The organism is Hymenobacter sp. BT559 (genome assembly GCF_016427535.1).
GTDB lineage: Bacteria > Bacteroidota > Bacteroidia > Cytophagales > Hymenobacteraceae > Hymenobacter.
In genome coordinates this window covers 127,601-140,566 of record NZ_JAELXV010000007.1, presented here as the reverse complement: position 1 = coordinate 140,566, position 12,966 = coordinate 127,601, and the positions used below count along the sequence as shown (strand labels likewise).

Genomic DNA, 12,966 nt, shown 5'->3' with positions numbered 1-12,966 from the left:
ATTTGAAAAGGTCATGCAGCGCGCAGCGAAGCATCTCGCTCGCCTCGTTGTTAGCGCCTAGGTTTACTGCGCCACGCGAGATGCTCGCTGCGCGCTGCATGACGGTTTTTTCCAGGTGATTTACATATCCAAAAACGCCGTGAGCGGCGAACTAGCCACCGCTTCGTGCGCTACTGGCGCCGCCAGCCGCGCCTCATAGGCCATGCGCCCAGCCTCCACGGCCAGCCGGAAGGCGTGGGCCATTGCCACCGGCTGCCCGGCCACCGCAATGGCTGTGTTCACGAGCACTGCGTCGGCGCCTAGTTCGAGGGCGGCAGCGGCGTGCGAAGGGGTGCCGATGCCCGCATCGACTACCACCGGTACATTGCTCTGGCCGATAATAATTTCAAGGAAATCCTTGGTCAGCAAGCCCTTATTAGAGCCGATGGGCGACCCTAGGGGCATCACGGCGGCCACGCCTACTTCTTCGAGGCGCTTGCAGAGTACCGGGTCGGCGTGGATGTAGGGCAGCACCACGAAGCCCAGCTTCACCAGCTCCTCGGCGGCGCGCAGCGTCTCGATGGGGTCGGGCAGCAGGTACTTGGGGTCGGGATGAATTTCCAGCTTCAACCAGTTGGTTTCTAGCGCCTCGCGGGCGAGCTGGGCGGCAAACACGGCCTCCTTGGCCGTGCGTACGCCCGAGGTATTAGGCAGCAGCTGAAATTGCGGGTGCCCTAAGTGACGCAAAATGTCGTCGTGGGCGTCGGCCACATCCACCCGCTTGAGGGCCACCGTCACCAGCTCCGAGCCGGAGGCCAGCAGGGCTTCTTCCATCAGGCTCGACGAGCTGAATTTGCCTGTGCCCGTAAACAGCCGCGACGTGAACGTGCGCCCGGCAATAACTAGCGGCTGCGTTTTCATAAAGATGCTACTGGTTGACTTTTAGCTAATTCAGTGACAAAAAGCCGAGCTGCATCCGTTGGGTCGGCGGCGCTGCCGATGGCTCCCGACACGGCCACGCCGTGCAGGCCGGCAGCGCGCAACGCCGGTATATCGGCCAGCTCCACGCCCCCAATACCGACGATGGGCGTCGTGAAGCCGGCCGCCCGGCACTGCACCATAATCTCGGTGTAGCCCACCAGCCCCAGTATCGGGCTCAGCTTTTCCTTGGTGGCAGTGAAGCGAAAGGGTCCTAGGCCGATATAATCGACGCCCGCCGCCACCAGCCCTTCGATGTCGGCAAAGGTGTTGGCCGTGCCGCCGATGATGAACCCAGGGCCCAGCAAGGCGCGGGCCTTGGCTGGGTTCATGTCCTGCTTGCCCAAGTGCACGCCGTCGGCGCCGAGGGCCAGGGCCAGCGCCGGATTGTCGTTGATAATAAGCGTGGCGCCGTGGTGGCGGCATACGGCCTGCACGTCAAGCGCTCGCTGCTGCCAGACAGCGGCGGGCAGGTTTTTGACCCGCAGCTGCACCCAGCACACGCCGCCCAGGCAAGCCAGCTCGGCCGCGTGAGCCGTGGTGGTGATGTAATGCAGGTTGCTAATTTTCATGTTCTTTCGTCTTTATAATGATAGCCTAGCAACGTATCGTTGCTGCCTAGAAAGGCGGCTGTATAAGCCTTGCCGGCGCGGCAGGCGGCGCCTAGGTCATCGCCTAGCGCCAGCCGGGCCAGCACTGCCGCCGAGAGCACGCAGCCGCTGCCGTGCTTCTCGCCGTGCAGCAGGCGCGGCGCGCTGAGCACGTGCCGCTCGCCGCCCAGCAGGAGCAAGTCGGTAGCTTCAGGGCCGTCGGCGTGGCCGCCTTTCAGTAGCACCGGGCACCAGGCGGCCAGCGCCTCGGCAGCAGCTTCGGGGCTAGCGGCCGGGAGGAGCCGCAGCGCCTCCGGCCGATTAGGGGTGAGGAGCGCCAACTCGCGGCAAATAGCTTGAAGCAGCTCGACATCGGGCTGAGCGTGAAACTCGTAGCCAGCCGTAGCTTTTAGCACGGGGTCCCAGACAATGCACACGGCCGGGATTTGGGCTTTCAGCCAGCTGAATAGCTTCAGTAACACGGGTAGGCTTTCGATAAGGCCAACCTTGATAAAATCAACCTGAAACCGCACCAGCAGAGTCTGAATTTGGTCTTGGATGTCGGCTAATGGCACCCAGCTCACCCGCTCGAAGCTCACGTCGTTTTGCACGGTGAGGGCCGTGCAGGCGGCTATCCCATACACCCCGCTAGCCTCCAGCGTTTTCACATCGGCCAGCACGCCGGCCCCGGCGCTGGGGTCGAAGCCGGCAATGGTGAGGGCGTAAGGGCGCATAGAGCTCAAACAGGTATCCTTCCCGTCTGTCATGCTGAGCTTGCGAAGCATCTTATCATGTTGAATACGCTAGCATTTAGCGCGATAAGATGCTTCGCAAGCTCAGCATGACAGACGGGAAGGAAAGTGACTTGTTACAAATAAATCTCGCTGCCTCGCTCTGCGAACTCCCGCGATTTTTCCAACATGCCCTCGCTCAGCACCTGCGCGGCTGTCAGCTTCTGGCTGGCAGCGTAGTCGCGTACTTCCTGCGTGATTTTCATGGAGCAGAAATGCGGGCCGCACATCGAGCAGAAGTGCGCTACCTTGGCGCCCTCGGCGGGCAGGGTTTCGTCGTGGTACTCGCGGGCGGTGTCGGGGTCGAGGCTGAGGTTGAACTGGTCTTCCCAGCGGAACTCGAAGCGGGCCTTACTCAGGGCGTTGTCGCGGTACTGCGCGCCGGGGTGGCCCTTAGCGAGGTCGGCGGCGTGAGCTGCAATTTTATAGGCGATTACCCCGTCCTTCACGTCCTGCTTGTTGGGCAGCCCTAGGTGCTCCTTAGGCGTCACGTAGCAGAGCATAGCCGTGCCAAACCAGCCTATCATAGCCGCGCCGATGGCCGATGTGATGTGGTCGTAGCCCGGCGCAATGTCCGTCGTGAGCGGCCCTAGGGTGTAAAAAGGCGCCTCGTGGCACTCCTTCAATTGCTTGTCCATGTTCTCCTTAATGAGGTGCATGGGCACGTGGCCGGGGCCTTCTATCATTACCTGCACATCGTGCGCCCAGGCTATTTTGGTGAGCTCGCCTAGGGTCTCCAACTCGGCAAACTGCGCCTCGTCGTTGGCATCGGCTATAGAGCCGGGGCGCAGGCCGTCGCCCAGTGAAAAGGCCACATCATAGGCCTTCATAATCTCGCAAATCTCCTCAAAATGCGTGTAGAGGAAGCTCTCCTTGTGGTGCGCCAAGCACCACTTGGCCATGATGGAGCCGCCGCGCGACACGATGCCCGTCACGCGCTTGGCTGTCATGGGCACGTAGTGTAGCCGCACCCCCGCGTGAATAGTGAAGTAGTCCACGCCCTGCTCGGCCTGCTCAATCAGCGTATCCCGGAACAGCTCCCAGGTCAGGTCTTCGGCCTTGCCGTTCACCTTCTCCAGTGCTTGGTAAATGGGTACCGTGCCCACCGGCACCGGGCAGTTGCGGATAATCCACTCGCGGGTTTCGTGAATGTTCTTGCCGGTCGAGAGGTCCATGAGCGTATCGCCGCCCCAGCGGCAGCTCCACACCGCCTTATCTACTTCTTCCTCAATCGAAGAAGTCACGGCCGAGTTGCCGATGTTAGTATTGATTTTCACCAGGAAATTGCGCCCGATAATCATGGGCTCGCTCTCCGGGTGGTTGATGTTGCTCGGGATAACGGCCCGCCCGGCGGCCACTTCCTGGCGCACAAACTCAGCCGTGATGTGGCCCTCCGGCGTGTTGGCTCCGAAGCTGTGGCCGCGGTGCTGCGTGCGCAGCGGGTCATCGGCGGGCAGCTCGTCAAAGCGCTGGTTTTCACGGATGGCAATGTACTCCATCTCGGGCGTGATGATGCCCTGCTTGGCGTAGTGCATCTGGCTGACATTGGCACCAGCCTTAGCGCGTAGCGGCGCCTGAATGTGCTCGAAACGCAGGTGGTCGAGGGTGGGGTCGGCGGCGCGCTGCTGGCCGTAGCTCGACGAGGTGCCAGCTAGCTGCTCCACATCGCCGCGCTCCCAAATCCACGATTCGCGTAACCTAGGCAGGCCCTTTTTGAGGTCTATCTGAACCCTAGGGTCGGTGTAGGGGCCGCTGGTGTCGTACACCGTCACGGGCGCGTTCGGCTCCGATGGGAAGCCGAAATCGAACTTGCGCTCGGTGTCGGCCAGTGCGATTTCGCGCATCGCCACCTGGATGTGGGGGTACAGCTTACCCGGCACGTAAATCTTGCGCGAGCCGGTCAGGGGCTGGCGCTCCACCAGCGTCTGCTGGGGGGCTTGGTCTTTTTTCTTCATCTGATTGGATGGGGTAGAAAAGAGGCTGGCTCGCGCCTAGCCCCCCTGGGTGGCGCGGATAAGCAGAATGCGGTCGTGGGGCTGCACGGCGTGGGTCGCCCACTCGGTGCGGGGCACCACGGTGTCGTTGATGGCCACGGCAAGGCCTCGCGTCTGGGCCTGACCTAGAGCCGCCAGCAAGTCGGCGAGCGGCTGGTTTTCAGTGGCTTCGTGGGTTGAATTGTTTACGTAGCAGACCATGCAACTAGAAATTAGTTGGGACATAGGAAGCCGTAAGCAATAGGCGGTGCCGGCCACGGCGTGCCCCGCAAGGCAGCCGCGTAACGGACCAGTACTTTTCCCTTCGCCAGCATTACCTGGTTCAGGTTCGGAGGGTATCGTCTCAGCCTTGCCGTAGCAAAGCACCCCTAAAGTTTACGGGGCGAAGGTAGGCGGAGAAAACTAAGTGTTGGCTGAATCGAGTTGGTTTTGCCGAAATTTTATTGCCAAAACCCGTGCAGTAGCTGCTTTTAGTCAGCAAACAAGGGCAGCAGTTGTGCAAAGTCAGTCTGATAGGCATCTATCGAGCGGGACGCTCAACAAAGCAATTATGCAATACGCGGTAATCTGGCTGGTGTGCTTACTTTTTCTGGTTAATAGCTATTCAGCTTCAGCACAATCGAACACAACGCAGCTTATCTGTTATTTTGAACCGCTGCCAGAGCTGGTAGAGAATGGCAAGCAGCTAAACGTTGTTGAGGCTATTCAAAAGCGCCTTGTTTACCCATCTCAGGCTATAAAGGAGCGAGCAGAAGGTAGGGTGTTTATTAAATTTACTATTGCTATAACTGGCTTAATCCAGGATGCAGAGGTCATTAAAGGATTTCGGCCTGACTGTGATGCCGCTGCGTTGCAAGCGGTACAGAAGTTGCCGAGATTCAGGCCAGTTAGTCGCGCAGGGAAGTCTGTTGTAAGCAGCCTTACGGTGCCAGTTAAGTTCACTTTGCCTATTACTCCGCCTAAAATAGCGAAATAGCTAATCGTCCTATTCTCAGCCGGAACCCAACGCCTTGGCTGTTTGTATCTTTGTACTATGTTACTCGAACTCGAATTAGCCCCCGCCAAGCGCGATATCCGCAAAGTTTCTCCCGACGACCTCAAGGCGTTTATGGTGGAGCATGGTGAAAAGCCTTTCCGCGCCAAGCAGGTGACGGAGTGGCTGTGGAAAAATACGGCCGGCTCGTTCGAGGAAATGAACAACATCTCGCTGAGCACCCGCGAGTTGCTGGCCCGGCACTTCGTCATCAACGGCGTGGCCGTGCAGAACCAGCAGCTCTCGAACGACGGCACCATCAAGTCGGCCTTCCGGCTGCACGATGGCAATATTGTGGAGGGCGTACTCATCCCGCACGATACGCGCATGACGGCCTGCATCTCGTCGCAGGTGGGCTGCTCGCTCACGTGTAAGTTTTGCGCCACTGGCTACATGGACCGCAAGCGCAACCTCGACGCGGCCGAGATATACGACCAGGTGGTGCGCATTCGGGAGCAGTGCGAGGCCCAGTACGGCACGCCGCTCACCAACATCGTGTACATGGGCATGGGCGAGCCGCTACTCAACTACGCCAACGTGGTGGAAAGCGTGCGCCGCATTACGGCGCCCGACGGTCTCAACATGGCACCTAGGCGCATCACCATCAGCACGGCCGGCATCGCCAAGATGATAAAGAAGCTAGCCGACGACGATGTAAAAGCCAATTTGGCGCTCTCGCTGCACGCGCCCAACGACGCGAAGCGCAACGAGATTATGCCCATCAACGAGGCCAACTCGCTCGCCGCGCTCAAGGAAGCGTTGCAGTACTATCACCAAAAGACAGGTCGTAAGGTTACCTACGAATACATTGTATTCGAGAACTTTAATGACGGGCTGGAAGATGCAGCCGAGCTGCTCACCATTGCCAAGTGGCTGCCCTGCAAGGTGAACCTCATCGAGTATAACCCCATCGAGAACGCGGCGTACCAAAACGCGGAGGCTGACAAAATCACGGCCTTTCACAAGTACCTCGCCGACCGCGGCGTGCAAACCAACATCCGCCGCAGCCGGGGCAAAGACATCGACGCTGCCTGCGGCCAGCTCGCTAATAAGGAGAAGGCAGAGGCGGCGTAGCGCGCACTACTGCTTTTCTAAGCCGGTGAGCTGACGCACTTTGCGATAGCTATTAGTGGAAGGGTCTAGTACCTCTACCTCCCGCCATAATACGCGTACAGCTTGGCCTTTCAGTTTTGGCAGTTGCGCTAATAAGTCATCGCCACTCTGTAGGTGCTGGAGCCAGGCAAATTGGGTTTGCTCAGTGTCACTGATGTCAATATCGAGCATCGCAATGCCAGTGCCGTGTAAGGTACCTAGGCGACCTATTGTTTGCCCGGTAGTGGAGGCCGCACTGCTGGCATTGTCTATCTGTGCCAGTGCCATGCTGACGCGTATAAAGGCTGGACAATTTTGGAGCATTAGGCCTCCTACTTCGCGTCCAATCTGTTTCATAAGCTCGGGCTGATTAAACGCGCTAGCGCCATAAGCGTGTTGAATTCCCGCTAGCTCTTTGCCAGCCCCTGCTGCAAAGCAAGTAGTGACAACAGTGGTGGCTTGCTCTTTTGACAACGTGTTGAGAGGCTTCTCAGTCTCTTTCTTTTGCAAACAGTCGCACACGCTGCTGGCAATCTTAGCTTTTACTTCGTCTTTAGTTTGGGCGCGAGCTTGCCAAGACGCGGTTATAAGGCAAACACTTGCTAATAGTGTAGAAAAACGCATAAGTAAAGCTAGTTAGCAGCTGCATCTGAGCAGCTATAGGTCAAACTTACGGCTGATAGTGGCAGTGCAGCTTACCTCTTGCTTAGCCTGAAGGAATATTCAAGCGGGCGCAAGCAGCTAGTGCTATGCAAGTCTTACCGCAGCTTGACTTTGCCGAAGCGGAATCCTACGTCTAGGTAAGCCGGATACACCCCACCATCGTTGCGCGCCGAGTAGTACAGCAGGCCCAGGCTGGCGTTGAAGCGGGGCGCGGTGTAGCGCAGGCCACCTAGGCCGGCTATGCCCCCAACAGAGCCGAAATTGGCCAGGTACGTTTCGTTGACCAGCGAGAACAGCCGCGATACCCGCACATTGGCCCCGATAACGCCCACCGGTGAGCTGCTAACGCCCCCGCTGCCTATCCCATAGCCTAGGCCGAAGGTCACGTTGGTATCGGCCGTGCCGTAGGTGGCTAGGCCGTAGCCCGCGCCCGCACTGCCCTCAAAGCCCGTAGCGAAGCCGTACAGGATGCCGGCCCCCACGTGAAACTTATCGTTGATGGGCACGCTTACCTTAGGCGTCACGGCCACGAAGGGCACGCCGACAAATGGAATAATTGGTACCAGCACGCCCACCGAGATGTTGTCGGTAATGCCGTAGTTGGCCCCCGTCAGAAAGATATTAATGACCTGCACTTCGCCTTCTCCCTTGTGCAGGTTGCGGGCCGTGGGGGCAAGAAACATGCGCGTGCCATTGCCAATGTAGTTGAAGCCGCGCCGCACCTGCTCGGGCGTGAGCGACGACAGCTGCCGCATGTTGGTGCGCTGCAGCGTAACGATGCCCAGCTCCTTGGTTTCGAAGGTGAGCGACTCCTCGCTGGTGGCCCGCAGCGTGCCCGTGAAAATAGTGCCGCCAGCAGTTTCCACGCTGTACACTTGGCCCACCGCCTCGTGGCGGCCAGTAACATTGGTTTCGGGCAGCTCAGACATGCGCACGGTGCCGGGCGCGGCAGGAGCCCCAGGCACCGGTGGTTGCGGCGCGCCCGGTAGGGCAGGCTGCTGTGCCCAGGCCGAGCCAGCCATTAATAGTCCCCCGAGCAGTAGTAAAGAGCGCATAACGATGAAGGGCCGGTGAATGATTCGGCTGTCGCAAAGATGCGCTTACTAACTGGCTTGGTTGCAAACTTAAATAGCTTTGTATCTGACTTTTACTTACAGTGTTTTAACAGGATAAAAGTAGATTTTAATTAGCTTAAAAAGCTATATATGAGTGAGTTGAGGCTTCGGTGGTGCGGTTGTGGCTTAGGCTTTAGCTACTTAGGCCCGCCAGCGGCCGGTGGCTTGCGGGCGGCCGGTAGCAATGGCTTCCTCGGTTTCGGCAGGCGGAACCTCCGTCAACTTGACCCGCACGGCGTGGGCCTTGGGCTGCACGCGCTGCCCAAAGGCGTCGGCAAACTCCTGGGTGAACTCGGCCCCGAAGAAGATGATGAGCGAGGAATAGTTAATCCAGACCAGCAGCACAATGGCCGACCCCGCCGCGCCGAAAGCCGACCCCGGGTTGGATTTGGAAATATAAAAAGCAATCAAATACTTGCCCAGGATAAAGAGCGAAGCCGTGATGAACGCGCCAATGCCTACATCGCGCCAACGAATGATGGCATCGGGTAAGAACTTGTAGATGAGCGCGAACAGCAGCGTCGTGACTATGAGCGACAAGCTGAAATCGACGAGCCGGATGGCGATGAGCCCCGCCTCTGGAATATGCCGCTGCAGCCAGCCCGTGAAAATGCTGAGCACGGCGCTCACCACGAAGGAGATGAGTAGCAGCAGCGCTACGCTGAGGATGAGCCCGAACGAGAGCAGCCGCTGCTGCACGTACTGCCACACGCCGATGCCCTGGGTTTTTACTTTCAGGTTCCAGATATCGTTGATGCTTTCTTGCAGCGTAACGAAGAAGGTAGTAGCCGCAAAAATGAGGGTGCCTATGCCGATAGCAGTGGCAAGCCCGGATTTTTGCTGTAGTGTGAATTTGGCGATGCTTTCCTGCAGAAACGCCGCGGCATCGGCGCCCACCAGGCCTTTAAGCTGGCCGTAGATTTGGCCAGTAAGGGCCTCGCCGCCATACACGGCGCTGGCCGAGGTGATAACGATGAGCAGCAGCGGCGGCAGCGAAAAAATGGTGTAGTACGAAAGCGCCGCCGAGTGCCGGAAGGAGTTGTTGTTGCCAAACTCGCCGGCCGACGATTTGAGGGTGGCGAAGATGTCGGAAAGCTTGTAGTGGGCCATCGTGCGGAAGCAGAAAAAGCGTAGCAATAAGTGAGTACTGGGCCAGCCCGCGCCGTGGCTAATCTGCCCAGTACCACCAGCCCTAGCCCGCCCAGGGCCCTAGTAGATACGGCCCCGACAATTTTTTGCCCGAAAAATGCACGAAAAAATAACCTAGGCCGATTGTAGCGTCCAGCTTAACGTTTGAATGGTAGCTTGGTGTAGCGCGGCTGCCAGCTCGGCGTCATCGCGAAACTGAAGCTGGTGCAATTCTTGAGATTCCACGCTCACCACTAACTCTTTAGTCGCGAATGGCCAGGGCGACACGACTACGGGCGTGCCCGGCCCGGCAGGCTGGCGCACTAGGTGCGGCGTGCGGTGCCCGGTGCCCAGTGGGTCGGGGTAAATTTCGACGGCGCGGCCCATCTCGGGTAGCTCTTGGCGGCACAAGATGAGCGAGAGGCGGTCGCACCAATGCAGCAAGTCGTAGGCCTGGCGTACCTGCGTTTTGGTAAGGCGCAGCTCCTTGGTCCAGCGCGCCTGGCTGGTGTGCAGCTCGTCCAGAAAAGCGGTGGTTTTGGCCTCGCTGCCGCGCAGCGGCTCATACAGGGTGCTTAGGTGCAGGCTGGTGAGCAAGCTGCGCCAGCGCCCCTGAAAGCGCGCGGCGTGCAGCACGCCCGTGGCTTGCTCCAGCGAAAAGGCCACTTGCGTAAAATTGGCCGGGGCGCCGGCTGGCGTGAGGCCGTGGTGGCCGCCGCGCCCGTGCCAAGGCGCTTGCTCATCGTCGTGCTGCGCAGTGGCGGCCAACAGGCCCACCCAGCGGTCGGCGGGCAGAAAGGGCGGCCAGGCCCAGGCCAGCTGCATGGCTAGCAAAGCGTGGGCCTGCTGGTAGATTATCTGCCAGCCAGTGGGGGTAGGGTTTACTATCATCTTGGAACGGGCACTTGACCTAGGTAGGCAAAGTGGCTGGGTCTACGTACAAGATGCCCTTTGCGCTACTGCGCTCCGGCTGCCAACTCGCCCCGGCCAGTAGCTTTGCGGTCTTTCCTCCTTCGGCATGAACCAAGACATCCAGCAAATCATCGACAATCCGCTGGCGGCCCTGGCCCTCGTGGGCAACCTCATTATTATCGAAAGCCTGCTCTCGGTCGACAATGCGGCCGTGCTGGCCACCATGGTCGGCGACCTCGCCCCCGAGCAGCGCAAGAAGGCCCTGCGCTACGGCATTTTTGGGGCGTACCTGTTCCGGGGGCTCTGCATTCTGTTTGCCTCGTACCTCATCGAATTTTGGTTTTTGAAACCCCTAGGTGGCCTCTACCTGCTCTACTTGGTGTGGGACCACTTCCGGGCCGGCCCGCCGCATGAAGAAGAGCATGTAGAGAAATCGAAGAGCTGGATTTATCGCCGCACTCTGGGGATGTTTGGTAAGTTCTGGGCTACCGTGGCGCTCATCGAGCTCATGGACCTGGCCTTCTCCATCGATAACGTGTTTGCCGTGGTAGCCTTTACCAACAACCTGGTTATCATCTGTGCCGGGGTGTTTATCGGTATCCTGGCCATGCGGCTGGTGGCGCAGGCTTTTGTGCTGCTCATGGGCAAGTACCCCTTCCTCGAAACGGCGGCCTTCGTCATTATCGGCATCTTGGGGCTTAAGCTGATGCTATCGTTGTTTGAGCATTATCTGCCTACCCACCCGTTCTCGGTGTTCCTCACCAGTGAGGCCGCCGATGTGGGCCTGACGGTGCTGACGGTGGCCGTGTTCGGGGTGCCGCTGCTCACGTCGCGCTTCCTAGGGTGGCCGCAGCGCCTGGGCGGGCAGTAAGGGGCGACCGAGATGCGAAGTACTTAACTCTGCCCGGCGAGTAGCCGTTAGGGAGGTAGTATTTCACTTTTCCTGTTTCATATACATGGCTACTCCTTCGCCCACCGCGCAGCTCGACGCTACCCTCGACGCGTTGCAAAACGGATTACTTAAGATTACGGACGAGGCCAAATCGGCCGTCGGCGGCTGGATTGACGCTTTGCAGGGCAACGCCGACCTGGCACCTATTGCGGCTGAGCTGCAAAAGCTGCAAGATGCTATTACCCAAAATCATCATGGGTCTGTGGCCGGTAGCCTGAGCACCCTCAGCCAGCAGACTGCGGCTGCGGCCGTCAATGCCACCCCCGACTCGCAAAGCCGACTCTACCAACTGAGCGATTTGCTAAAGCAGGCCGCTGGCCAGGTGAGCTTCTAGCCAACGGTAATTCTCAACTAAAAAGGCCCTGACTACAGCGAGTAGTCAGGGCCTTTTCGATAGCGGAGTAGCCTACGCTGGCACCAGCTCGCGTAGGTGCGCGAGCATATCGTGCGTCATCTTGCCTAGGTCGTAGTCGGGTGACCAGTTCCAGTCGTGCCGGGCGGCGCTGTCGTCGATGCTGGCGGGCCACGAGTCGGCGATGGCCTGACGTGCGTCGGGCGCGTAGGAAATCCGGAAGCTCGGCACTTCTTGCTGAATGGCGGCGGCTACCTCCTGAGGCGTGAAGCTCATAGCCCCTAGGTTGTAGCTGGTGCGCACGTTGATGTTTTCGGCCGGGGCGTGCATCAGGTCGAGGGTGGCCTTCAGCGCGTCGGGCATGTACATCATGGGCAGGCGGGTGTCGGGCTTCAGAAAGCACGAAAAGTCTTCGCCGGCCACGGCCTTATGGTAGATGTCCACGGCGTAGTCGGTGGTGCCGCCGCCGGGCAGGCTCTTGTAGCCAATGAGGCCAGGGTAGCGCAGGCTGCGCACGTCGAGGCCGTGGTGGCGGTGGTACCACTCGCACCACTGCTCGCCGGCCAGCTTGCTGATGCCATACACCGTGTTGGGGTTCATGATGGTGACCTGCGGCGTGTGCTCGCGAGGCGTATCGGGCCCGAATACCGCGATGGAGCTGGGCCAGTACACCTGCGGCACCTGGTACTGCACGGCCACGTTCAGCACATTCAGCAGGCCGTCCATGTTGAGCTTCCAGGCAAACGCCGGGTTCTTCTCAGCCGTGGCCGAGAGCAGGGCGGCTAGATTATAAATTTGTACCGGGCGATACTGCTGCACCAGGGTTTCGAGGCGGGCTTTGTCGAGCACATCGAGCAGCTCGAAGGGGCCGCCGACCAGCGCCTCGGGGTGCTGGGGGGCACGCACATCGGCCGCTATTACGGCCTCGGGCGCGTAGCGCTGGCGCAGGGCGGCCGTGAGCTCTAGCCCCAGCTGGCCGCAGGCGCCAATGACGAGTACAGTGCCTGGTGTTCGAGGAGTAGCAGGTTCGCTAGGCGAGGGTTGCATAAACGATTAAACTGTTGGGGGAGGGGGTGGGAAGTGCGTACCGCAAAGATACGGCCAGGGGTAGGGACGATGAGCGCCGCCACGCGTTGCAGCCTGCAGCTAGGGGTATATTTAAACCCTATGATTATACGCTTGCTACTCATGCTCAGTTCATTGGTCTTGCTAGGTACTTCGCAAGCTGCCCAGGCTCAAGCTACCTCTTCTCCCATTACCTGCCGCAATCTTATCATGAAGGGCGATGGCATCCGAGGCATTGCCTACGGCGGAGCCTTGCAGGAGCTAGCAAAGCATGGCGTGCAGGCGTTTTTCAGTAGAGTGCAGGCGCAGCACTGAACACAAC

The 12,966-nt window shown here is 59.3% G+C and carries 15 protein-coding genes and 1 riboswitch; of the genes, 5 read left to right on the top strand and 10 right to left on the bottom strand.

Annotated elements, in window-relative coordinates; genetic code table 11:
• Positions 1–120 precede the first annotated feature (120 nt).
• The 5 genes from JAO77_RS20530 to thiS form a co-directional block, all read right to left on the bottom strand.
• The gene (locus tag JAO77_RS20530) at positions 121–900 is read right to left on the bottom strand and encodes a thiazole synthase (RefSeq protein WP_198992311.1); all 780 of its coding nucleotides are present in this window, start codon (positions 898–900) and stop codon (positions 121–123) included.
• Positions 897–1,529, bottom strand: a complete 633-nt coding sequence (locus JAO77_RS20525) for a thiamine phosphate synthase (RefSeq protein ID WP_198992310.1) — start codon at positions 1,527–1,529, stop codon at positions 897–899. Before JAO77_RS20525 ends, JAO77_RS20530 begins: the two co-directional genes overlap by 4 nt.
• On the bottom strand, positions 1,526–2,281 hold the full coding sequence (gene thiD, locus JAO77_RS20520; protein ID WP_198992309.1) for a bifunctional hydroxymethylpyrimidine kinase/phosphomethylpyrimidine kinase: 756 nt from the start codon (positions 2,279–2,281) through the stop codon (positions 1,526–1,528). Before thiD ends, JAO77_RS20525 begins: the two co-directional genes overlap by 4 nt.
• A gap of 134 nt (positions 2,282–2,415) precedes the next feature.
• A complete protein-coding gene (gene thiC, locus JAO77_RS20515; protein WP_198992308.1) occupies positions 2,416–4,293 on the bottom strand; it encodes a phosphomethylpyrimidine synthase ThiC in 1,878 nt (625 codons plus the stop codon).
• A gap of 36 nt (positions 4,294–4,329) precedes the next feature.
• The gene (gene thiS / locus JAO77_RS20510) at positions 4,330–4,533 is read right to left on the bottom strand and encodes a sulfur carrier protein ThiS (protein WP_198992307.1); all 204 of its coding nucleotides are present in this window, start codon (positions 4,531–4,533) and stop codon (positions 4,330–4,332) included.
• 81 nt (positions 4,534–4,614) lie between these two features.
• A riboswitch (TPP riboswitch) is annotated at positions 4,615–4,712 on the bottom strand.
• A 29-nt stretch (positions 4,713–4,741) separates the two neighbouring features.
• Here thiS and JAO77_RS20505 point away from each other — a divergent pair.
• Together JAO77_RS20505 and rlmN are read left to right on the top strand one after the other, a co-directional pair.
• A complete protein-coding gene (locus JAO77_RS20505) occupies positions 4,742–5,308 on the top strand; it encodes an energy transducer TonB (protein ID WP_198992306.1) in 567 nt (188 codons plus the stop codon).
• Positions 5,309–5,365: 57 nt separating this feature from the next.
• Positions 5,366–6,439, top strand: a complete 1,074-nt coding sequence (rlmN, locus tag JAO77_RS20500; protein ID WP_198992305.1) for a dual-specificity RNA methyltransferase RlmN — start codon at positions 5,366–5,368, stop codon at positions 6,437–6,439.
• Between the two features lie 6 nt (positions 6,440–6,445).
• On the opposite strand, the gene JAO77_RS20495 is transcribed toward rlmN, so the two are convergent.
• The 4 genes from JAO77_RS20495 to JAO77_RS20480 all read right to left on the bottom strand — a co-directional run bounded on the left by JAO77_RS20495 (position 6,446) and on the right by JAO77_RS20480 (position 10,254).
• Entirely contained in the window at positions 6,446–7,081 is a 636-nt protein-coding gene (locus tag JAO77_RS20495) for a hypothetical protein (RefSeq protein ID WP_198992304.1), read from the bottom strand.
• 134 nt (positions 7,082–7,215) lie between these two features.
• Complete coding sequence (locus JAO77_RS20490) at positions 7,216–8,175, bottom strand: hypothetical protein (protein ID WP_198992303.1); 960 nt, start codon at positions 8,173–8,175, stop codon at positions 7,216–7,218.
• 201 nt (positions 8,176–8,376) lie between these two features.
• Complete coding sequence (locus JAO77_RS20485; RefSeq protein WP_198992302.1) at positions 8,377–9,345, bottom strand: YihY/virulence factor BrkB family protein; 969 nt, start codon at positions 9,343–9,345, stop codon at positions 8,377–8,379.
• 153 nt (positions 9,346–9,498) lie between these two features.
• The gene (locus JAO77_RS20480) at positions 9,499–10,254 is read right to left on the bottom strand and encodes a DUF3891 family protein (protein ID WP_198992301.1); all 756 of its coding nucleotides are present in this window, start codon (positions 10,252–10,254) and stop codon (positions 9,499–9,501) included.
• A gap of 127 nt (positions 10,255–10,381) precedes the next feature.
• On the opposite strand from JAO77_RS20480, the gene JAO77_RS20475 reads away from it, so the two are divergent.
• Together JAO77_RS20475 and JAO77_RS20470 are read left to right on the top strand one after the other, a co-directional pair.
• Positions 10,382–11,146, top strand: a complete 765-nt coding sequence (locus JAO77_RS20475) for a TerC family protein (protein WP_198992300.1) — start codon at positions 10,382–10,384, stop codon at positions 11,144–11,146.
• 85 nt (positions 11,147–11,231) lie between these two features.
• A complete protein-coding gene (locus JAO77_RS20470; protein ID WP_198992299.1) occupies positions 11,232–11,561 on the top strand; it encodes a hypothetical protein in 330 nt (109 codons plus the stop codon).
• 72 nt (positions 11,562–11,633) lie between these two features.
• Here JAO77_RS20470 and JAO77_RS20465 read toward each other — a convergent pair whose 3' ends face one another.
• Entirely contained in the window at positions 11,634–12,626 is a 993-nt protein-coding gene (locus tag JAO77_RS20465) for an NAD-dependent epimerase/dehydratase family protein (protein ID WP_198992298.1), read from the bottom strand.
• 141 nt (positions 12,627–12,767) lie between these two features.
• On the opposite strand from JAO77_RS20465, the gene JAO77_RS20460 reads away from it, so the two are divergent.
• A complete protein-coding gene (locus tag JAO77_RS20460; protein ID WP_198992297.1) occupies positions 12,768–12,959 on the top strand; it encodes a hypothetical protein in 192 nt (63 codons plus the stop codon).
• The last annotated feature ends 7 nt before the right edge of the window (positions 12,960–12,966 follow it).

Bases quoted from the DNA above. Each gene is read 5' to 3' on its own strand.
- JAO77_RS20530 (WP_198992311.1), bottom strand. From the start codon at position 900: ATGAAAACGCAGCCGCTAGTTATTGCCGGGCGCACGTTCACGTCGCGG.
- JAO77_RS20525 (WP_198992310.1), bottom strand. From the start codon at position 1,529: ATGAAAATTAGCAACCTGCATTACATCACCACCACGGCTCACGCGGCC.
- thiD (WP_198992309.1), bottom strand. From the start codon at position 2,281: ATGCGCCCTTACGCCCTCACCATTGCCGGCTTCGACCCCAGCGCCGGG.
- thiC (WP_198992308.1), bottom strand. From the start codon at position 4,293: ATGAAGAAAAAAGACCAAGCCCCCCAGCAGACGCTGGTGGAGCGCCAG.
- thiS (WP_198992307.1), bottom strand. From the start codon at position 4,533: ATGGTCTGCTACGTAAACAATTCAACCCACGAAGCCACTGAAAACCAG.
- rlmN (WP_198992305.1), top strand. From the start codon at position 5,366: ATGTTACTCGAACTCGAATTAGCCCCCGCCAAGCGCGATATCCGCAAA.
- JAO77_RS20495 (WP_198992304.1), bottom strand. From the start codon at position 7,081: ATGCGTTTTTCTACACTATTAGCAAGTGTTTGCCTTATAACCGCGTCT.
- JAO77_RS20490 (WP_198992303.1), bottom strand. From the start codon at position 8,175: ATGCGCTCTTTACTACTGCTCGGGGGACTATTAATGGCTGGCTCGGCC.
- JAO77_RS20485 (WP_198992302.1), bottom strand. From the start codon at position 9,345: ATGGCCCACTACAAGCTTTCCGACATCTTCGCCACCCTCAAATCGTCG.
- JAO77_RS20480 (WP_198992301.1), bottom strand. From the start codon at position 10,254: ATGATAGTAAACCCTACCCCCACTGGCTGGCAGATAATCTACCAGCAG.
- JAO77_RS20475 (WP_198992300.1), top strand. From the start codon at position 10,382: ATGAACCAAGACATCCAGCAAATCATCGACAATCCGCTGGCGGCCCTG.
- JAO77_RS20470 (WP_198992299.1), top strand. From the start codon at position 11,232: ATGGCTACTCCTTCGCCCACCGCGCAGCTCGACGCTACCCTCGACGCG.
- JAO77_RS20465 (WP_198992298.1), bottom strand. From the start codon at position 12,626: ATGCAACCCTCGCCTAGCGAACCTGCTACTCCTCGAACACCAGGCACT.
- JAO77_RS20460 (WP_198992297.1), top strand. From the start codon at position 12,768: ATGCTCAGTTCATTGGTCTTGCTAGGTACTTCGCAAGCTGCCCAGGCT.